The sequence below is a fragment of the Sphaerisporangium sp. NPDC049002 genome (genome assembly GCF_040649355.1).
In the GTDB taxonomy this organism is placed as follows: domain Bacteria; phylum Actinomycetota; class Actinomycetes; order Streptosporangiales; family Streptosporangiaceae; genus Sphaerisporangium.
In genome coordinates, this window is record NZ_JBEZFH010000029.1 from 13,754 (window position 1) to 34,512 (window position 20,759).

14 protein-coding genes and 1 tRNA gene are annotated in these 20,759 nt (G+C 70.3%); 10 read left to right on the plus strand and 5 right to left on the minus strand.

From position 1 onward, the window contains the following. The first annotated feature begins 190 nt into the window (after positions 1–190). The 4 genes from gltB to pyk all read left to right on the plus strand — a co-directional run bounded on the left by gltB (position 191) and on the right by pyk (position 9,963). Positions 191–4,705, plus strand: a complete 4,515-nt coding sequence (gene gltB, locus AB0B89_RS09200) for a glutamate synthase large subunit (RefSeq protein ID WP_358550292.1) — start codon at positions 191–193, stop codon at positions 4,703–4,705. A gap of 13 nt (positions 4,706–4,718) precedes the next feature. Next, positions 4,719–6,203 (plus strand): glutamate synthase subunit beta, encoded by a 1,485-nt coding sequence (locus tag AB0B89_RS09205; RefSeq protein ID WP_358550294.1) that lies wholly within the window; start codon positions 4,719–4,721, stop codon positions 6,201–6,203. A 239-nt stretch (positions 6,204–6,442) separates the two neighbouring features. Further along, positions 6,443–8,164, plus strand: a complete 1,722-nt coding sequence (locus AB0B89_RS09210; protein ID WP_358550296.1) for a S8 family serine peptidase — start codon at positions 6,443–6,445, stop codon at positions 8,162–8,164. A gap of 371 nt (positions 8,165–8,535) precedes the next feature. Further along, the gene (gene pyk / locus AB0B89_RS09215; protein ID WP_358550298.1) at positions 8,536–9,963 is read left to right on the plus strand and encodes a pyruvate kinase; all 1,428 of its coding nucleotides are present in this window, start codon (positions 8,536–8,538) and stop codon (positions 9,961–9,963) included. Positions 9,964–11,490: 1,527 nt separating this feature from the next. Here pyk and AB0B89_RS09220 read toward each other — a convergent pair. Continuing rightward, positions 11,491–11,622, minus strand: coding sequence for a hypothetical protein (locus tag AB0B89_RS09220; protein ID WP_358550300.1), 132 nt, complete (start codon positions 11,620–11,622; stop codon positions 11,491–11,493). 98 nt (positions 11,623–11,720) lie between these two features. Continuing rightward, positions 11,721–11,793 (minus strand) — tRNA-Leu (locus tag AB0B89_RS09225). Between the two features lie 50 nt (positions 11,794–11,843). Here AB0B89_RS09225 and AB0B89_RS09230 point away from each other — a divergent pair. The 6 genes from AB0B89_RS09230 to AB0B89_RS09255 all read left to right on the plus strand — a co-directional run bounded on the left by AB0B89_RS09230 (position 11,844) and on the right by AB0B89_RS09255 (position 18,744). Next, the gene (locus AB0B89_RS09230; RefSeq protein WP_358550302.1) at positions 11,844–12,434 is read left to right on the plus strand and encodes a response regulator; all 591 of its coding nucleotides are present in this window, start codon (positions 11,844–11,846) and stop codon (positions 12,432–12,434) included. A gap of 297 nt (positions 12,435–12,731) precedes the next feature. Further along, positions 12,732–13,922: a branched-chain amino acid ABC transporter substrate-binding protein gene (locus AB0B89_RS09235; RefSeq protein ID WP_358550304.1), complete on the plus strand. Its 1,191-nt coding sequence runs from the start codon at positions 12,732–12,734 to the stop codon at positions 13,920–13,922. Positions 13,923–14,029: 107 nt separating this feature from the next. Beyond that, positions 14,030–14,998, plus strand: a complete 969-nt coding sequence (locus AB0B89_RS09240) for a branched-chain amino acid ABC transporter permease (RefSeq protein ID WP_358550306.1) — start codon at positions 14,030–14,032, stop codon at positions 14,996–14,998. Further along, on the plus strand, positions 14,995–16,143 hold the full coding sequence (locus tag AB0B89_RS09245) for a branched-chain amino acid ABC transporter permease (RefSeq protein ID WP_358550308.1): 1,149 nt from the start codon (positions 14,995–14,997) through the stop codon (positions 16,141–16,143). Before AB0B89_RS09240 ends, AB0B89_RS09245 begins: the two co-directional genes overlap by 4 nt. After that, complete coding sequence (locus tag AB0B89_RS09250) at positions 16,140–17,528, plus strand: ATP-binding cassette domain-containing protein (protein ID WP_358550309.1); 1,389 nt, start codon at positions 16,140–16,142, stop codon at positions 17,526–17,528. Before AB0B89_RS09245 ends, AB0B89_RS09250 begins: the two co-directional genes overlap by 4 nt. A gap of 226 nt (positions 17,529–17,754) precedes the next feature. Further along, a complete protein-coding gene (locus AB0B89_RS09255; RefSeq protein ID WP_358550310.1) occupies positions 17,755–18,744 on the plus strand; it encodes an ABC transporter substrate-binding protein in 990 nt (329 codons plus the stop codon). Positions 18,745–18,785: 41 nt separating this feature from the next. Here AB0B89_RS09255 and AB0B89_RS09260 read toward each other — a convergent pair whose 3' ends face one another. The 3 genes from AB0B89_RS09260 to AB0B89_RS09270 all read right to left on the minus strand — a co-directional run bounded on the left by AB0B89_RS09260 (position 18,786) and on the right by AB0B89_RS09270 (position 20,737). Continuing rightward, positions 18,786–19,190 (minus strand): YchJ family metal-binding protein, encoded by a 405-nt coding sequence (locus tag AB0B89_RS09260; RefSeq protein WP_358550311.1) that lies wholly within the window; start codon positions 19,188–19,190, stop codon positions 18,786–18,788. A 109-nt stretch (positions 19,191–19,299) separates the two neighbouring features. Then, positions 19,300–19,536 carry a hypothetical protein gene (locus AB0B89_RS09265; protein ID WP_358550312.1) on the minus strand — a complete coding sequence of 79 codons (237 nt, stop codon included), beginning with the start codon at positions 19,534–19,536 and terminating at the stop codon, positions 19,300–19,302. Positions 19,537–19,717: 181 nt separating this feature from the next. Next, positions 19,718–20,737, minus strand: coding sequence for an LLM class F420-dependent oxidoreductase (locus tag AB0B89_RS09270; protein ID WP_358550313.1), 1,020 nt, complete (start codon positions 20,735–20,737; stop codon positions 19,718–19,720). Between the last annotated feature and the right edge of the window lie 22 nt (positions 20,738–20,759).

Here is a 20,759-nt window from a genome sequence, read left to right on the forward strand (position 1 = left end):
GGGACGTACGACAGCGGGCACGGAAGTGTTTTCTCACAGATGGTGAATGTTCGCGATACCAACCTGGCGGGCACCATTCCGACAGGGTGAGGTAGTCTCTACACACCTAACAGCAGCAGGGCCAACGTCGTCCCTCTTGCCTGCACTCGCCAATCAAGACGAAGCAGACGAAGACGACGGGAGGGATTCAATGCCTGCTGCCCACCTCGGTTCCCCCGAGCCCCAGGGCCTGTATCACCCCTCGCAGGAACACGATGCGTGCGGTGTCGCGATGGTGGCGGATGTCGCCGGACGCCGCAGCCATGACATCGTCGCGAAGGCCCTGACGGCGTTGTGCAATCTGGATCACCGAGGGGCCAAGGGTAGCGAACCGGACACCGGCGATGGCGCCGGCATCCTGACGCAGATCCCCGACACGTTCCTCCGCGAGTCCGTGGACTTCCCGCTTCCCCCGGCCGGCTCCTACGCCGCGGGAATCGCGTTCCTCCCTCTCGACGAGCAGGCCCGCCAGATCGGCGTCGGCATGATCGAGGAGATCGCCGCCGAGGAGGGCCTGACCGTCCTCGGCTGGCGCCAGGTGCCCATCGACACCGCCCACGCCGGGCCGAGCGCCCGCGCCGTGATGCCGGCCTTCGTGCAGCTCTTCGTCTCCTCGCCGAACGGCGAGACCGGGCTGGAGCTCGACCGCCTGGCGTTCTGCCTGCGCAAGCGGGCCGAGCACGAGGTGGACGTCTACTTCCCGTCGCTGTCCTCGCGGACGATCGTCTACAAGGGCATGCTGACGACCCCGCAGCTGGAGCCGTTCTTCGCCGACCTGTCCGACGAGAGGTTCGCGAGCGCGATCGCGCTGGTGCACTCGCGCTTCTCCACCAACACCTTCCCGTCGTGGCCGCTGGCGCACCCGTACCGGTACGTCGCCCACAACGGCGAGATCAACACCGTCAAGGGTAACCGCAACTGGATGCGGGCCCGCGAGGCGATGCTGGCGACCGACCTGATCCCCGGCGACCTCGCGAGGCTGTTCCCGATCTGCGACCCGGACGGCTCGGACACGGCGTCCTTCGACGAGTGCCTGGAGCTCCTCCACCTCGGTGGCCGCAGCCTGCCGCACGCCGTGCTCATGATGATCCCCGAGGCGTGGGAGAACCACACCGAGATGGATCCCGCCCGGCGGGCCTTCTACGAGTACCACTCCACCTCGATGGAGGCCTGGGACGGGCCCGCGTCGATCACCTTCAGCGACGGCACGCTCGTGGGCGCGGTCCTCGACCGCAACGGCCTGCGCCCGGGCCGCTTCTGGGTGACCGAGGACGGCCTGGTCGTCCTGGCGTCCGAGGCCGGCGTGCTGGACATCGAGCCGTCCAAGGTCATCCGCAAGGGCCGCCTGCAGCCCGGCAAGATGTTCCTCGTCGACACCGAGCGCGGCAAGATCATCGAGGACGACGAGGTCAAGGCCGAGCTGGCCGCCGCGCACCCGTACGGGGAGTGGCTGCACGCCGGGCTCGTGCGCTTCGAGGAGCTGCCCGAGCGGCAGCGCCCGATCGTCACCCGCGAGGCCCTGGTGAAGCGCCAGCAGACCTTCGGCTACACCGAGGAGGAGCTGCGCGTCATCCTGGCCCCGATGGCCAGGGCGGGCGCCGAGCCGATCGGCTCTATGGGCACCGACTCGCCCGTCGCCGTGCTGAGCGAGAAGCCCCGGCTGCTGTTCGACTACTTCAGCCAGCTGTTCGCCCAGGTCACCAACCCGCCGCTGGACGCGATCCGCGAAGAGCTGGTCACCTCGCTGCAGACGACCATCGGCCCAGAAGGCAACCTGCTCGCGCCGGACCCGGCGTCCTGCCGCAGGCTCGTCCTGCCGTACCCGGTGATCGACAACGACGAGCTCGCCAAGATGATCCACATCAACGACGAGGGCGCGCTGCCCGGCTTCCAGCCGCACGTCGTCTCCGGCCTGTTCGAGGTCGCGGGCGGCGGCGAGGGCCTGCTGCACCGCCTGGAGGAGATCTGCGGGGAGGTGTCGCGGGCGATCGCGGGCGGCGCCCGCATCATCGTGCTCTCCGACCGGGGCTCTGACAGCCGTCTGGCCCCGATCCCGTCGCTGATGCTGACCGGCGCGGTGCACCACCACCTGATCCACGAGAGGTCGCGCACGCGCGTCGGCCTCGTGGTCGAGACCGGCGAGGCCCGCGAGTGCCACCACATGGCGCTGCTGATCGGGTACGGCGCCTCCGCCGTGAACCCCTACCTCGCGATCGAGACCATCGAGGACCTGATCGCGACCGGGACGCTTTCCCTCGACCCGCGTGCCGCCGTACGCAACCTGATCAAGGCGTACGGCAAGGGCGTCCTGAAGATCATGTCCAAGATGGGCGTGTCCACGGTGGCCTCGTACACCGGCGCGCAGATCTTCGAGGCGCTCGGCCTCGGCCAGGACGTCATCGACGCCTGCTTCGCGGGCACCACCTCCCGGCTGGGCGGCGTCGGCTTCGACGTGCTGGCCAAGGAGGCCGGGCTCCGGCACCTGCGGGCCTACCCGCGCGCCGAGAACGCCCACCGCAGGCTGGAGGTCGGCGGCGAGTACCAGTGGCGCCGCGAGGGCGAGCCGCACCTGTTCAACCCCGAGACGGTCTTCAAGCTCCAGCACGCCACCCGCACGCGCCGGTACGAGATCTTCAAGGAGTACACCGGCCTGGTCGACTCGCAGGCGGAGAAGCTGATGACGCTGCGCGGCCTGTTCAGGCTGCGCGACGGAGTGTGCCCGCCGGTCCCGATCGAGGAGGTCGAGCCGGTCGAGAGCATCGTGAAGCGCTTCTCCACCGGAGCGATGTCCTACGGGTCCATCTCGCAGGAGGCGCACGAGACCATCGCGATCGCCATGAACCGGCTGGGCGCCAAGTCCAACACCGGCGAGGGCGGCGAGGACCCCGAGCGCCTGCACGACCCGGTGCGCCGCTCCGCGATCAAGCAGGTGGCCTCCGGCCGGTTCGGCGTGACCAGTGAGTACCTGGTCAACGCCGCCGACCTGCAGATCAAGATGGCCCAGGGCGCCAAGCCCGGCGAGGGCGGCCAGCTGCCCGGCCACAAGGTGTACCCGTGGATCGCCAAGACCCGGCACTCCACTCCCGGCGTCGGCCTCATCTCGCCGCCGCCGCACCACGACATCTACTCGATCGAGGACCTGGCCCAGCTGATCCACGACCTGAAGAACTCCAACCCCGAGGCGCGCGTCCACGTGAAGCTCGTCGCGGAGGTCGGCGTCGGGACCGTGGCCGCCGGGGTCAGCAAGGCGCACGCCGACGTGGTGCTCATCTCGGGCCACGACGGCGGCACCGGGGCCTCGCCGCTGACCTCGATCAAGCACGCCGGCACCCCGTGGGAGCTCGGTCTGGCCGAGACCCAGCAGACGCTCCTGCTCAACGGGCTGCGCGACCGCATCGTCGTGCAGGCGGACGGCCAGCTCAAGACCGGCCGCGACGTGGTGGTGGCGGCGCTGCTGGGCGCAGAGGAGTTCGGCTTCGCGACCGCGCCGCTGGTGGTCTCGGGCTGCGTGATGATGCGCGTCTGCCACCTCGACACCTGTCCCGTCGGCGTCGCGACGCAGAACCCCGAGCTCCGCAAGCGGTTCAACGGCAAGCCGGAGTTCGTGGTCAACTTCTTCGAGTTCGTCGCCGAGGAGGTCCGCGAGTACCTCGCGGCGCTCGGGTTCCGGTCGATCGAGGAGGCCGTCGGCCACGCCGAGTTCCTGGACACCACGGCCGCCGAGGACCACTGGAAGGCGGCGGGTCTCGACCTGTCCCCGATCCTGCACGTGCCCTCGCTGCCCGAGGGCACGCCGCTGCACCGCACGGTCGCCCAGGACCACGGCCTCGACAGGGCACTGGACAACACCCTCATCCAGCTCGCCGAGGGCGCGCTGAAGTACGGCGACCGGGTGACGCTTGAGCTGCCCATCCGCAACGTCAACCGCACGGTCGGCACCATGCTCGGCAACCAGGTGACCAAGCGGTACGGCGGTGAGGGCCTGCCGGACAACACGATCGACGTGAGCTTCACCGGCTCCGCGGGCAACTCCTTCGGCGCGTTCGTGCCGAACGGCGTCACCCTGCGGCTCACCGGCGACGCCAACGACTACCTCGCCAAGGGGCTGTCGGGAGGCCGGGTCACGGTACGGCCGCACCCCGACGCGCCGTTCAGCGCGGAGACCCAGGTGATCGCCGGCAACGTCGGCCTGTACGGCGCGACCTCCGGCGAGGTTTTCATCCGGGGAGTCGTGGGCGAGCGGTTCTGCGTCCGCAACTCCGGCGCCACCGCCGTCGTCGAGGGCGTGGGCGACCACGGCTGCGAGTACATGACGGGCGGCAGGGCGGTCGTGCTCGGCCCGACGGGACGCAACTTCGCGGCGGGCATGTCGGGCGGCATCGCCTACGTGCTCGACCTGAACCCCGCACGGGTCAACCGCGAGATGGTCGAGGTCGAGGAGTTGTCCGAGGTGGACTCGGAGTTCCTCAGGGACATCGTCGAGCGCCATCTCGCCGAGACCGGCTCCACGGTCGCCAAGACGCTGCTGGACGACTGGGACGGCACGCTCACCCGCTTCGGCAAGGTCATGCCGATCGACTACAAGCGGGTGCTCAAGGCGGCGGAGGCCGCGCGGGCCGAAGGCAGGGACATCGACGAGGCGGTCATGGCCGCCGTACACGGATAAGGGAGGTTCACCGATGGCCGACCCCAAGGGTTTCCTCACACACGCCCGTGAGCTGCCGGCGCGCCGCCCGGTCGACGTCCGCATCCGCGACTGGCGGGAAGTCTACGAGGACTTCCCGAAGCCCGCGCTCACCAACCAGGCCGCGCGCTGCATGGACTGCGGCATCCCGTTCTGCCACAACGGCTGCCCGCTCGGGAACCTCATCCCCGAGTGGAACGACCTGGTGTACCGGGACGACTGGCGCGAGGCGACCGAGCGGCTGCACGCGACGAACAACTTCCCGGAGTTCACCGGCCGCCTGTGCCCGGCTCCGTGCGAGGCGGCGTGCGTGCTCGGCATCAACGCCGACCCCGTGGCGATCAAGCGGGTCGAGGTGGAGATCATCGACCGCGCCTTCGCCGAGGGCTGGGTGACCCCCCAGCCGCCGGCCACCAGGACGGGCAAGAGGGTCGCCGTCGTCGGGTCGGGCCCCGCGGGCCTCGCCGCCGCGCAGCAGCTCACCCGCGCCGGGCACGACGTGGTGGTGTTCGAGCGGGCCGACCGCGTCGGCGGCCTGCTCCGGTACGGCATCCCCGAGTTCAAGATGGAGAAGCGGCACGTCGACCGGCGCCTCGCGCAGATGCGCGCGGAGGGCACCGAGTTCCGCACCGGCGTCAACGTCGGCGTGGACGTCACGGTCGAGCGGCTCCGCGAGGAGTTCGACGCGATCGTGCTCTCCGGAGGCGCCACCGCGTGGCGCGACCTGCCTGTGGCGGGCCGCGAGCACAAGGGCATCTACCAGGCCATGGAGTACCTCCCGCTCTCCAACAAGGTGCAGGAGGGCGACCTCGCCGCCTCCCCGGTCTCGGCCGAGGGCAAGCACGTCGTGGTGATCGGCGGCGGTGACACCGGCGCCGACTGCATCGGCACGGCCGTACGCCAGGGCGCGCTGTCGGTCACCCAGCTGGAGATCATGCCGAAGCCTCCGGGCCTGCGGCCGGACTCCCAGCCGTGGCCGACGTACCCGATGCTGTTCAAGATGGAGAGCGCCCACGAGGAGCTGGAGGACGGGGGCGGCGCCCGGGTTTACGCCGCCTCCACGACCGAGTTCGTCGCGGACGAGCAGGGACGGGTGAAGGCTCTGCGCCTGGTCGACGTGGAGGGGCCGGCGGCGGGCTTCCGGCCCATCCCCGGCACCGAGCGGGAGATCCCGGCCCAGCTCGTCACGCTGGCGATGGGCTTCCTCGGCCCGGAGAAGGGCGCGCTGCTCACCGACCTCGCGGCTCTCGCCGACGACCCTGGCGCGTTCTTCGACGCCCGGGGCAACGTGGCGAGGGACAAGTCGTATATGTCGGGTGTGGAGGGGGTGTTCGTGGCCGGTGACATGGGCCGCGGCCAGTCGCTCATCGTATGGGCGATCGCGGAGGGCCGCTCGGCCGCCGCGGCCGCCGACCGCTTCCTGACCGGCCAGACGGCCCTGCCCGTGGCGATCCCGCCGACGGCGCGCCCGCTGGTCTGACGCGACACAGGACGGCGTCCCGCGCCTCGGGGCGCCGTCTCTTTTATAGCGGTTCGGCCATTTATGGCATCATTTTCCGCTATATAGGGATATTACGGATCGATTGCCGGGGATTTCATCGACAACTTGCTTTGGTCCTCGATCCCCTGAAAGATGCTGCCTCGTCGGTGAGAGGCATGAGGAGAGGGTCAATGGTGCGGGGGTACAGACGCCTGACAGGCGCTGTCGTTTCGGTCGCGGTGGCGGGAACGCTGGCGGCGGGCTCTCTTGTGACGGGTGCCGGCGCGGTCGCCGCGCCCGCGTCGTCCGAGGCGGGCCAGTACCTCGTCTTCTACGCCCAGGGCAGGCAGGCCGGCGCGCTCGGCGCGATCAGGGCCGGCGGCGGCACGGTCGAGGCGGTCGACGCCAAGCTCGGGTACGTCATCGCGCAGGGCCCCGCCAAGGGCTTCGCCGAGCGGCTCGGCGCCAGCACGTCCGTGGTCGGGGTGACCGGCAACCGCAGGATCGGCGCGGCCACCGCCCTTAGCTCCGGAGACCGGGCCTCGGTGCCCACCGCCCCGATGTCGGTGGCGGAGTCCTCCATGCCCGCCACCTGGACCTCGTCCGCGCAGGCGCTCGCGCCCGCCGCCGGGACATCGGGGACATCCGGCGCGTCGGCGGCGGGGGCCTCGTCAGGCACGGCCTCGCCGCACGGCGATCCGCTGTCCGGCCGCCAGTGGGACATGAAGATGATCGGCGCCACGCCCACCGGCTCGTACGCCAAAGAGCGCGGCAGCAAGAAGGTGCTGGTCGGCATCATCGACACCGGGGTCGACGGCAAGCACCCCGACATCGCCCCCAACTTCAACCGTGCGCTCAGCCGCAACTTCGTGGTCGACCGCCCCAAGGACGCAAGGGGCAAGACGCTCGACGGGCCCTGCGAGTACAAGGGCTGCAAGGACCCGGTCGACGTGGACGACGACGGCCACGGCACGCACGTCGCCAGCACGATCGGCTCGCCGCTCAACGGCATCGGGGTCGCGGGCGTCGCGCCCGACGTGTCGCTGGTCAACATCCGCGCCGGGGCCGACTCGGGCTTCTTCTTCCTCAAGCCGGTGCTCGACGCCCTCACCTACGCGGGCGACGTGGGCATCGACGTGGTCAACATGAGCTTCTACGTCGACCCGTGGACCTTCAACTGCGCACACAACCCGGCCGACTCCCGCGCCGAGCAGTTGCAGCAGCAGGGCATCATCACCGGCGTCCAGCGTGCGCTCGACTACGCCCGCAAGCACGGCGTCACGCTCATCAGCGCGCTCGGCAACGAGTCGACCGACCTCGGCGCCCCCACGATCGACAAGAGCAGCCCCGGCTACCCGGCCGGCACCGAGCGTGAGCGGACGATCGACAACTCCTGCCTGAACGTGCCCGCCGAGTCGCGCGGCGTCATCTCGGTCTCCGCCGTCGGGCCCAGCAAGAAGAAGGCCTGGTACTCCGACTACGGCATCGAGACCGACCTGTCGGCCCCCGGCGGCGACCCGGCGGACGCCGGCACCTCCCTGAAGGGGACGGCCAGGGAGATCCTCGCCGCCGCTCCGACCGGCGCGCTGCGCAAGCAGAAGCTGATCGACGGCTCGGGCAAGCCCACCAGCTCCTCGGTGATCCGCGAATGCCATAGCGGCAAGTGCGCGTACTACCAGTACCTTTCTGGCACCTCGATGGCCTCGCCGCACGCCGCGGGCGTCGCCGCCATCCTGATCAGCCGCTTCGGCAAGCCGGGCAAGGGCGGCCTCACCCTCAGCCCCGCGCGGGTCGAGGAGCTGCTGTACGCGACGGCCACCCCGACCGAGTGCCCCTCGTCCGGCTCGACCACCTACTCCGTCAGCGAGGAGACGCACGTCTGCTCCGGTTCGAAGTCGAAGAACGGCTTCTACGGCCACGGCCTCGTCGACGCCTACCGCGCCGCCACCACCAAGGGCTGACCCCGGCCCGCCGCCGCTCCCAGCCCCCGAGGTCATGCCGGCTTCGGGGGCTCACTCTTTTTCACGCCTCGTTCTCCGCTCCCACGGCCGGCCAGGCGAACGCGCCTTGACGAACGCGTGGTTAACGGCAAGGGCCGGTTCGGCGACGCGGCCGCCCGGCCGGCCGGCGACAACTATCCTGGAGGCCACACGCATACGAATACGGACCTGGAGCGCCCGGTCGCATTCGTCGTGGCTCGCGTCTCAGGCATCGTTCTACCTGCGGCGACGTGCCCGGGGTCGCCCGATGGCAGGTTCACGTCACCTGGATTTCTCCAGGCGCTGTGAACTTCGTCATCATCAAGTGGTCTGTACCAATTAGGGTAGGACTTGTGAGTCGTCGAGCGAAGATTGTCTGCACACTGGGGCCCGCCACCTCCTCTCCGGAGCGGCTGCGTGAGCTGATCGCCGCCGGTATGAACGTGGCGCGGTTCAACCTCAGCCACGGGAGCCACGAGCTCCACAAGGAGATCCACAGCCGGGTGAGGGAGGCCGCGGCCGAGCTGGGCATGGCGGTCGGCGTCCTCGCCGACCTGCAGGGACCCAAGATCCGAGTGGGCCGTTTCGCCGAGGGGCCCGTGCGCCTCGGCTTCGGCGACGTCTTCACGATCACCACCGAGGACGTACCCGGCGACCGCGACCTGGTCTCCACGACCTACGAGGGCCTGCCCGGCGACGTGCGCCCCGGTGACACGATCCTCGTCGACGACGGCCGCCTGGTGCTGGAGGCCACGGCGGTCGACGGTCCCCGCGTCGTCACCAAGGTGGTCGTCGGCGGCATGATCTCCGACAACAAGGGTCTCAACCTGCCGGGCGTCGCCGTCTCGGCCCCCGCCCTCACCGAGAAGGACGAGGAGGACCTGCGCTGGGCCCTCCGCACGGGCTTCGACATGATCGCCCTGTCCTTCGTGCGCAGCCCCGACGACGCCCTCACCGTCCGCGCCATCATGGACGAGGAGGGCGTCCACCTCCCGCTCCTCGCCAAGATCGAGAAGCCGCAGGCCGTGGAGCACCTCGAAGCCATCGTCGACGCCTTCGACGGCATCATGGTCGCCCGAGGCGACCTCGGCGTGGAGCTCCCGCTGGAGCAGGTGCCGATCGTGCAGCGGCGCGCGATCGCCCTCGCCAGGGAGAAGGCCCACCCGGTCATCGTGGCCACCCAGATGCTCGACTCGATGATGAGCGCCCAGCGGCCCACCCGCGCCGAGGTCTCCGACGTCGCCTACGCCGTGATGGACGGCGCCGACGCCGTCATGCTCTCCGGCGAGACCTCGGTCGGCAGCTACCCCATCGAGTCGGTCGCGACCATGGCCCGCATCGCCTCCGCCGCCGAGGAGGAGGCGCTCCAGTCGACGCACACCTTCGACCGGCTCCCCGAGACCACCGGTGGCGCGATCGCGCGTGCGGCGGCCGAGGTCGGGGCGATCGTCGGCGCCAAGGCCCTGTGCGCCTTCACGATGTCGGGGGAGACCGCCCGCCGGCTCGCCCGTTACCGCTCGCCGATCCCGCTGCTGGCCTTCACCTCCGCCCCCGAGGTGCGCGGCCAGCTGGCCCTCACCTGGGGCGTGGAGACCTTCGAGGTGCCGTTCGTTCACCACACCGACGACATGGTGCGCCAGGTGGAGTCCGCCCTGCTGTCGGGCGGCCACTACGAGAAGGGCGACAAGGTCGTCATCGTGGCCGGCTCGCCTCCCGGCAACCACGGCTCCACCAACGCCCTGCGCGTCCACACCATCGGCTCGCTGGTCTCCGGCGGCTGACCCTCCCTCCGCGTCCCTGACGGCCGCCGCCGGGTTCTCCGGCGCCGGCCGCCCACGCGTTCGGTACAGGTCCGGGCGGGAGATCACCAAGAGCCGCATGTGAGGCGGTTCGCCGGTAGTGCCACCGGGTTTGATCGGCCCCATGACGGTGGCCGGGAAACGTGAGAATGCGACCGGCCGGCCCGTGGCCGGCGGCCCGAGGACGCGCCCGCTTCCGCCCTGGGTCACCCACCCCGCGTTCCCGCTGGCGCTCGTGGCCGTGCTGTACGGGCTGGCGCAGCTCGTCTTCGTCGGTCCCACCCTGCGCTGGGGGTGGGACGAGCTGGTCTATCTCAGCCAGGTGAGCCCACGCCTGCCGGACGCCCTCTTCACCGCCCCCCGCGCCCGGGGGATCACGTGGCTGGCCGCTCCCGCGGCGTACGTGTCGGACTCGCCGCAGGTCGTACGGGTCTGGATGACGCTGCTGTCCTGCGGCGGACTGTTCGTGGCGTATCTGCCGTGGCTGCGCGTGCTCGCCCATCGTGGCCGCTCGGCCACGGTGGCCCTGGCGGCGCTGCTGCTCGGCGGGCTGTGGGTCGCGCAGTACTACGGCGGCGCCGTCATGCCGAACCTGTACGTCGCCTACGCCTCGGTGGCGGCGGTCGCCTTCTTCCTGCTCGCCGCCCGCGTCCCGGCCCCCCGGAACGTGGGGGACCACGCCCGGAGCTCGGTGCCGGACGCCGCCGGGGACCACGTGCGGGACCCCGCCCGGCTCCGGCGGTGGGCCCGCGACCCGTCGGCCGGGCTCGCGCTGAGCCTGGCCGCCGTCGCGGCGCTGCGACCCGGCGACGCCGTGTGGCTCGCGCTCCCGCTGGCCCTCGCGTGGCTCGCCGTGCGGGAATGGCGGCGCGGACCCGTTCTCCTCGCCCTGGCCGGGGGACTCGGGCTGGGGCTCGCGCCGTGGGTCGCCGAGGCCTTCATCCGGTACGGGGGGCTGGCGCACCGAATCGAGGAGGCGAGCAGGATCCAGGGACGACTGAGGCCCACCTGGGGTTTCGTCCACGAGTTCGCCGCGCTCAACGGGCCGCTGCTGTGCCGCCCGTGCACGATCCCGGTGAGGTACCCCTACCTGGCGCTCTGGTGGCTCGCGCTGCCCTTCGCCGTCGCGGGAGGCCTGCTGGTGGCGCGCCGGCTCGGCGTGGCGCGGCCGTACGGCCTGGCCTGCGCGGCCGGGGCCGGGCTGGCGGCGCAGTACCTGTTCCTGGTGGGGTACGGCGCGCCGCGCTTCCTGTTGCCCGCCTACGCGGTGCTGGCCCTGCCGGTGGCCCTGCTCCTGGTGCGGGCCGCCCGCCGCGGGCGCGTGCCCGCCGTGCTCGTCCTGGTCGCGGTGGCGGGTCAGCTCCTCACCCAGCAGGTGGTCCTCGGACGGCGCGTGGAGCGCTCGCACGCCTACAGGGCGGCGGAGCGGGCCGTCGCCGACGCGCTGAGGCAGGCGGGGCTGAGCGGCCCGTGCGTCGTCGGCGGCCCGGGGAGCACCCTGCCCATCGCCTACGAGGCGGGATGCGCCCTGCGCGCCTTCCGCAGGACGCCGCTGACCTGGCCGGACGGGCGGATGGCCGCGTACCTCACCCACGTGCCCGAGCCGCGGGTCGCGGGATGGGCCGCGCGGCGCCTGGTCACCGGTGACGGCCGCGTGTGGTTCCTGTGGCTGCCCGCCCTGCGGGAGGCCACAGACGCGAAAACCGCGCGGCCTCAGCCACGCGGTTTCGCCGGAACAGTGCCCCGAGTGGGATTCGAACCCACACTGTATGGATTTTGAGGCCATCGACTCTGCCGTTGGTCTATCGGGGCGCCGAGGTGCTCGTGCCCCTAATCTAGCGGACATCGGTACTCTCTTGGTCGTGAGTACGCAGCGGCGAGTGGTGATCGCGGAAGACGAGGCACTGATCCGTCTCGACCTTAAGGAGATGCTCGAAGAGGAGGGCTACGCCGTCGTCGGCGAGGCCGGGGACGGCGAGACGGCGATCAAGCTCGCCTTGGAGCAGCGGCCCGATCTGGTGATCCTCGACGTCAAGATGCCGATCCTCGACGGCATCTCGGCCGCCGAGCGCATCGTGTCCGAGCGGGTGGCGCCGTGCCTGATCCTGACCGCGTTCTCCCAGCGCGACCTCGTGGAGCGGGCGAGGGACGCGGGGGCCATGGCCTACCTGGTCAAGCCGTTCACCAAGTCCGACCTGGTGCCGGCGATCGAGATGGCCGTGAGCCGCCACGAGGAGATCGCCGCCCTGGAGCGCGAGGTCACCAGCCTCGGCGAGCGCCTTGAGACCCGCAAGCTCGTCGAGCGGGCCAAGGGCCTGCTGATGGCCGAGCACGGGTGGACCGAGCCCCAGGCGTTCCGCTGGATCCAGAAGGCGTCGATGGACCGCCGCATGAGCATGCGCCAGGTCGCCCAGGCCGTCGTGCAGGAGGCGCAGAGCCCCGAGGAGTCATGACAAGAGATTGCCGGGACTCCGCCGCGCTTCTCCGTCAGAGCCGGGATGTTACTCCATGGAGTCGGCTCCGGGGTCACGTGAGTTGACTCGCGAAACGCTCCGCCGTCGATGTGACCTTTACTTTTCCGGCCGATCGCCGAAGAGGACCGGTGTGATAACGAAGCGGTAACGTGTTCTGAGTCTGTACCGACCTGTGACTTGAGCTGGGTGTAATGCCGTCAACGAACCCTGGCCAGATCGCCAGGGAGGTTCTGTGGACCCGATCCCGACACGGGATCAGGTGAAAGGAAGGCAACCTTGCGGCCCAAGATTGCTCGCCTCGGGGGCGTGCTCGCCGTCGGTGTGGCACTTACCGTTGGTCTCGCTGCTTGTGGCAGTGACTCAGGGTCGTCGTCGGAGGGCGGCGGCGACGCCGCGCCGACCACGCTGAAGATCGGCTTCATGGGTGACCTGTCGGGTGAGAACTCCGGCATCGTCATCCCGCCGAGCAACGGCGCCCAGCTTGCCGTCGACGAGTACAACGCCACCAATCCCAAGGTCAAGCTTGAGATGGTCAAGTACGACAGCAAGGCGGACCCGACCACGGCCGTCAGCCTCGCGCAGCAGGCGATCAAGACGGACAAGGTCGTCGCCATGGTCGGCCCCGCCTTCTCCGGCGAGTCCAAGCAGGTCGGCCCGCTGCTCGAAGAGGCGAAGATCCCCAGCATCTCCGCCTCGGCCACCGCCGTCGCCCTGGCCGAGAACGGCTGGAAGTACTGGCACCGCGTCGTCCCGAACGACGGTGTCCAGGGCCCGGCCATCGCCGACTTCATCGTGGGCGCCGCGGCGGCCAAGAACGTCTTCGTCGTCGACGACAAGTCCGAGTACGGCAAGGGCCTTGGCGACGCGGTCCGGGGCCAGCTCAAGACCAAGGGCGCCACGGTCACCGACGACGCACTCGACCCGAACGCCGCCGACTACTCCTCGACGGTGAACAAGGTCGCTTCGGCCAAGCCGGACGCGCTGTTCTTCGGCGGTTACTACGCCGCCGCGGGCAAGCTGCTCAAGCAGCTCAGGGACAAGGGCGTCACGGCCAAGTTCTTCTCCGCCGACGGCTCCCTGGACAAGGGCATCATCGAGAGCGCCGGCGCTCCGCAGGCCGAGGGCGCGCTCATCGGCTGCCCCTGCCGCATCCCGACCGCCGCCGAGACCGACGAGAAGGTCAAGAAGTTCGCCACGGACTACAAGGCGAAGTTCGGCGCCGACCCGCTGATCTACGCCACCGAGGGCTACGACGCCATGACCACCTTCACCAAGGCCCTCGCGACCGGTGCGACGACGGCCGAGGCGATCAACGAGGCGGTCGGCAAGTCGGACTTCGACGGCATCACCAAGCACATCAGTTTCGACCCGACCGGTGAGCCCGCCGCGAAGTCGATCTACATGTACGAGGTCAAGGATGGCCAGATCGGCCTGCTCGGCGACACGACGACGGCCAAGCTCGGCTGACGGACGGTAGTCACAGTAGTGAGGGGGCGGGAACGCCACGGCGTCCCGCCCCTGCCCGTTGTCTGCCCGTTGTCGCCTGCAGGCTTCCCTGAAAGCGAATCCATCCAGTGTTCGATAACCTCATCGGATCTTTCTGGCCGTACACGATCGACGGCCTCATCCTGGGCGCGATCTACGGCCTCGTCGCCCTCGGCTACACGATGGTCTACGGCGTGTTGCGCCTCATCAACTTCGCGCACTCCGAAGTCTTCATGATCGGCACCATGGCGTCGGCGTTCGTGGTGATGACCCTCGGCATCACCCAGCCGCTGACCGGGCTGGCCCTCGTCGGCGGCCTGCTCCTGATGGTGCTCGCCGGAGGCTTCGCCTCCGCGGGCTCGGCCATGCTGCTCGAACGTATCGCCTACCGCCCGCTGCGCAAGCGCGGCGCCTCCCGCCTGGCCGCGCTCATCTCGGCCATCGGCGCGTCGCTCTTCCTCCAGGAGCTTTTCGCCCTGGTGATCATCCCTCACGTCTTCAACCGTCCGCAACAGGGCCGCAACCAGATGGGTGTGGCCCGCATCATGCAGAAGGACACGCTCTTCACGGTCGGCGGCGCGCAGGTCCGCGTCGACCAGGTCCTGATCTTCGTGGCGGCCATCGGCATGATGGTCCTGCTTGACCTGCTGGTGAACCGCACCAAGATCGGCCGAGGCATCCGTGCGACCTCGCAGGACCCGGAGACCGCGGTCCTCATGGGCGTGGACATCGACAAGATCGTGCGGATGACGTTCCTCATCGGTGGCCTCATGGCGGGCATCGCGGGCGCGCTGTTCGTGCTCCAGTTCGAGGTCACGAAGTTCTCCATCGGCTTCCTACTCGGCATCAAGGCCTTCACGGCCGCGGTGCTCGGGGGCATCGGCAACCTACGTGGAGCGCTGGTCGGCGGCCTGTTCCTCGGTCTGATCGAGAACTACGGTGCCGCCGTCTTCGGCTCGGGATGGAAGGATGTCATCGCGTTCACGGTTCTCGTCCTGGTCCTGATGTTCCGGCCCACCGGCATCCTCGGTGAATCACTCCAGCAGGCACGCGCATGAGCACGAACTCCACGACCACCAAGCGCAGGAACGCCTTCTCGGCCTTCCTCGACGGCATCCGCGACCGGTGGGCGGGCGCCCCCGTCTGGCAGCGCTGGATCGTCTACGTCGCGTTGTTCGTGATCGCGCTGCTGCTGCCCTCGGAGTCCTTCGGCCACTTCATGTCGCCCTACAGCGACTGGGCCAGCGTCCTGTTCTTCCCCATCGGGACGTACGTGGTCCTCGCGATCGGCCTCAACGTGGTCGTCGGCCAGGCCGGTCTGCTCGACCTCGGGTACGTCGCCTTCTTCGCCATCGGCGGCTACTCGATGGCGCTGCTCGGCACCAAGCTCGGCCTGAACTTCTGGGAGATCCTGGTCGTCGGCGTCCTGCTGTCGGCGCTGTCGGGAGTGGTCCTCGGCGGGCCGACGCTGCGCCTTCGCGGTGACTACCTCGCGATCGTCACGCTCGGCTTCGGAGAGATCGTCCGCCAGACGGCCGAGAACACCGACGCCATCGGCGGACCCCGCGGCATCGCGGGCATCCCGCACCCGCCGAGCTTCGACGGCGTCGAGCTCTTCGGGGTGCAGATCTTCCACTACGGCGTGCTCGATCCGAGACCGTACTACTACCTGCTGGTCGTGGTGGCCACCGCGATCATCATCTTCGTGAAGCGGTGGGAGAAGAGCCGCGTCGGCCGCGCGTGGGCGGCCATCCGCGAGGACGAGGACGCCGCCGAGGTCATGGGCGTGCCGACCTTCAAGTTCAAGCTCCTGGCCTTCGCGATCGGCGCCTCGATCGGCGGGGCCATGGGAGTCGTCTGGGCCGGCAAGACGATCTCGATCAACCCCAACGACTTCCTGTTCATGCTGTCGGCCACCATCCTCGCGGCGGTCGTGCTCGGCGGTTCAGGCAACATCCCGGGCGTCATCCTGGGCGCGTTCCTCGTCGCCTGGCTGCCCGAGAGGTTCCGCGGCCTGTCGGAGTACCGCACGATGGTGTTCGGCGCCGCGCTGGTCGCCCTGATGATCTTCCGGCCCGAGGGCCTGCTGCCGTCGCGCCGCCGAAAAGCGGAGCTGGCGGAGGGCACAGGCGGCATGGGCAGCATGGGCGCCGAGGTTCCGGGTCCGGAGTCCCAGCCCGCAGCCGAGGGAGCATCCAAATGAGCGATCCGCGTCCGCTTCTGCAGCTGCAGAAGGTCAAGATGCAGTTCGGCGGCGTCGTCGCCCTGCGCGAGGTCGAGCTGACGATCAACGAGGGCGAGATCTTCGCCCTCATCGGGCCGAACGGCGCGGGCAAGACGACGGTGTTCAACGTCGTCACCGGCGTCTACCGCCCGACGTCGGGCCAGGTGGTGTTCGACGGCGACCGCATCGACGGCATGAAGCGGTTCAAGGTCACCAAGCGGGGCGTCGCCCGCACGTTCCAGAACATCCGCCTGTTCCACAACATGTCGGCGCTGGAGAACGTCATGGTGGGGGCCGACGCCCACCACCGCGCGGGCATGTTCAGCGCGGCGCTCGGCCTGCCGTGGCACCGCCACGAGGAGCGTGACGGCAAGGCGCTGGCCCGTGAGCTCCTTGAGTTCGTGGGCATCGGCCACCGCGCCGAGGAGACGGCCAAGAACCTCCCCTACGGCGACCAGCGGCGGCTGGAGATCGCGCGTGCGCTCGCGACCAAGCCCAAGCTCCTCCTGCTGGACGAGCCGGCGGCGGGCAGCCTGACCTGGGTCGAAGAACGCCAGGCCGTCATCACGCGGCCGTACGTGACCATCCAGGACCCGGAGGACCTGCGGGGACGACGGCTCGGCCTGCCTCTGAGCAAGGGCGTTCCGGTCGACGTCCGCCGCGCGACGGCCCTGCGGGGGTTCCAGGGGGCCCTCTGGGCGGGCGGGCTCACCCTCAACGACGTCCACCTGGTCGACGTCCCGGTCACACCCGTCCCCGGCTGGCGGACCTCCGTCCCCGCCGTGCTCGGCGGCCCGCGGCGGGCATCCACCCCTGCCGGGCTTCCCGGGGCCGGCTCCCGGCAGTGGGAGCCGGAGCTCGAAGCGCTCGCCAGGGGCGACATCGACGCCGTGTACGTCAAGGGCGCCACGGCCGTGGAGGCCGCCGCGCGGTACGGCCTGCACGTCGCGATCGACCTCGACGGCCATCCGGACCAGCGGGTGAGGATCAACGACGGCACGGTCAGGCCGATCACCGTCGACCAGTTGCTGCTGGATGTACGTCCGGACGTCGTCGCGCGGTTCCTGCGGGTCCTGCTGGACGCCGCCGAGTGGGCGAGCGCCTATCCCGACCAGGCCCTGACCCTGTCCGGGGACGCCGCCCGGCCGCCGGGCGCCCACCGCTTGACCGACCTGACGATCGACCTGCCCGACCTCACGATCGACCTGTCCGCCGAGCGGCTCGGCCTGCTCGCCGAGCAGGAGCGTTTCCTGTGGACGCACGGCTTCCTTGAGTCCGCCGTGGACGTGGGCTCCTGGGCCGACCACACCCCGCTCGCGAGCGCCCACGCCCGCCGGCGGACCTACCAGGAACAGACCGCATGAACGCGTCGGCGGACGTACCGGGAACTCACCGTGCGGACGTACCGGCGGACGTACCGGGAACAGGCCGCGGGAACCTTCCGGGGATCACGAGCGGGATACGGCGAAGAGCGGGGCGCGCTCAACAGGATGGCCGCCGTATCCGGAGGCACCGGAGAGGGAGGGCGTTAAGGGGTTGGCAGCCCTCCCTCCCGGTGTCCATCCTGATACGAGACTTGGGGGTTCACCTGTGACCATTCGAATAGGCGTGCACAACGGCAATCCGTCCCTGTTCTTCCTCTCGCGCCTCGATCATGTCCTCGACACCTTCGAAGAGCCCCTGGAGCTGTACTTCTACGCGGACGGCACGCGGACCGGCGAGCTGCTGGCCGAGGGCGCGATCGACTTCGGCGGCACCGGATCGACCCCGCCCCTCGCCGCCCAGGCCGCCGGGCTCCCCGTCGTCTACGCGGCCGCCTCCGCCCCCCGCCCCGGCCACGGAGCGCTCCTGGTCGCCGCGCCCGGCCCGGAAGGCGCGCCGCCTCGTGCGGCTCCCATCCGGTCGGTCGCCGATCTCGCCGGCAGGCCCGTCGCCTTCGGCGTCGGTTCCTGGCAGACCCACTTCCTGGCCAAGCTGCTCGCCGAGGCCGGCCTTTCGTACCAGGACATCGAACCCCGCGCGGTCGGGCGTGAGGCCGTACGGTGGCTGCGCGCGGGTGAGATCGCCGCATGGGTCGCCCAGGGGGCCGACCTGGTGAAGGCGGAGGCATCCGGGAAGACCGTGACCCTCGCGGGCACGGCGGGGGTGATCTCGAACCGGTCGGTGTTCTTCACTCGGCGCGACTTCGCCGAGACCCGCCCGGACGCGGTCGCTGCCCTGGTCAGGGCGCTCCAGCAGGCCGACGACTGGGCGAGGGCCAATCCGAGGGAGGCGGCCCACCTCATGGTGGAGGCGGTCGGCGGCTCAGTCGATGCCTGGGAGATCGCCCTCGCCCGCCTGCCCTGGCGGCTGGAGCCCGCGGGCGCGGAGTTCCTCGCCGAGCAACAGGAGGCCGCCGGCATCCTGTACGCGGCCGGCTTCCTCCGCCGCCCGATCGACATCTCCGCCGCGGCCGCCCCCGACCTGGAGTCCGTGGTCTCCACCGCCCTGACGACGCCCGAGCCGCGCAAGAAGGAACCCACCAGGCCCGAGCCCCACAGGCTCGGGGCCGCCAGGCCACACCTCAGGGCAGCGGTCTGACGGCCCCCGCCCGAAGCGCCTCGTCCACGCCCGGCGAACGCTCACGTCGAGCGCGGCGGCTCCGTGGCACCCGTGTAGACCCAGTGGCCGTCGAGTCGGGTGAAGTGGCTGTTCTCCTCCATGTGGCCCGGGCGTCCGCGGTCGACGTAGTGGGCGCGGAAGCGGACCGTCCCTTCGGTGTGGAAGGGGCTGCCCCCGGTGGAGTCCAGGATCTCCAGGCGAACCCAGCGCAGGCCCTTCTCGAAGCCGACGCGGGTCGGCCGGTCGGACGGATGCCACGTGCGCAGCAGGTACGCCTTGTCCCCGACGCCGAACGCGCTGAACCGGGAACGCATGAGCTGTTCCGCCGTGGACGCGGTGGCCTCGCCACGATGGAATCGGCCGCAGCAGTCCTGGTAAGAGGAGGGAAGGCCGCAGGGGCAGGTGGCGGGTTCGCGATGGGGCATGCCTACCATTGTGCCGCCGGCCCAGGCCCGGACCGTCGTGCTGATGCCCGGCCAGGAGGTGTTCCCTGGTCGCCCGAAGGAGCTTCCGGCCGGGCAGCGGGAGGAGAGGTCACGCGTAGAGGAACCAGAAGCCGTACGGCCACGTGCTGGACCCGTTGCTGACGTAGGTGCACGTGTACGAGGTCCACAGACCGTTCTGGACGCCGTAGGTGCCGTATCGGTAACAGTCGGACGCTTCGTAGTAGACGTTCCGGAGGGTGGCGGCCTGCGCCGGCGCGGCCCCCAGGGAAATCGCCAGGCCACCGGCCAGGGCGACCGTGAGGAGCAGGGTTCGTACCTTGTGCATGAATCCTCCTGCGGGATGACATCCGGAACCGCTACGGACCGGGCAGCACCAGGAAGCGTCGCATCGCCGCCCCGCCAGGAGACAGACCACGCCCGCCGCCCCCCGTGCCCGAGGGCACTGACCTGGGGCGGTCCCGCGGAAGGGGGCCACGGGTCTGAAACGTTCAGCACGCCGGGGGTGGTCAGCCGAGGACGAGGTCGCGGATCGCGCGGAGGCTGGGTTCGTCGCGGGGGCCCATGACGAGGAGGCTGGTCACCGGGCTGGCGCGCCACAGTTCGAGCCGCTCGCGGATCCGCCCGATCGGGCCCACCAGGGAGATGCCGTCCGCCAGTTCGTCCGGGATCGCCTCGAAGGCCTCGTCCCTGCGGCCCGCGAGGTACAGCTCCTGGATCTTGTGGGCCGCGTCCGCGAAGCCCATGCGGCCGACGATGTCGGCGTGGAAGTTACGGCTCTTGGCGCCCATGCCGCCGATGTACAGCGTGAGCATCATCTTCACGCCGTTCAGTGCGGCCTGGACGTCATCGGTGATCGTCACCAGGACCATCGCCGCGATGTCGAAGCCGGGCCTCGCGCCCGCCAGCGCGCCGCCGTACATGCTCTCGATCTTCTCGGGGAAGACGAACAGCGGCAGCCAGCCGTCGGTGATCTCGGCGGCCAGCGCCACGTTCTTCGGTCCCTCCGCGCCGAGATAGATCGGGATCTCCGGCCGCAGGGGATGGGTGATCAGCTTGAGCGGCTTGCCGAGCTCGGCCCCGCCGGGGTACGGGAGTGGGTAGTGCGGGCCGTCGCTGGTAACCGGTTCTTCCCTGCGCCACACCTTGCGCATGATGTCGACGTACTCGCGGGTGCGGGCGAGCGGCCGGGGGAACGGCCGGCCGTACCAGCCCTCCACGACCTGGGGCCCGGACGCGCCGATGCCGAGCAGCAGCCGGCCGCCGGTGAGGTGGTCGAGCGTCATCGCGGTCATCGCGGTGGTGACGGGCGCGCGCGCCGAGATCTGCGCGACGCTGGTGCCCAGCTTGATCCTGCTGGTCCTGGCGCCGTACCACGCCAGAGGGGTGAAGGCGTCCGACCCGTACGCCTCGGCCGTCCACACCGAGTCGTAGCCGAGCCGCTCGGCCGTCTGGACCACCTCGGTGGCGTCGTCGGCGTTCCGCTGCCAGTAGCCGACGTTCAGTCCGAGCTTCAGGTCACCGCTCATGTCCAGACCTCCGCGGGAGTAC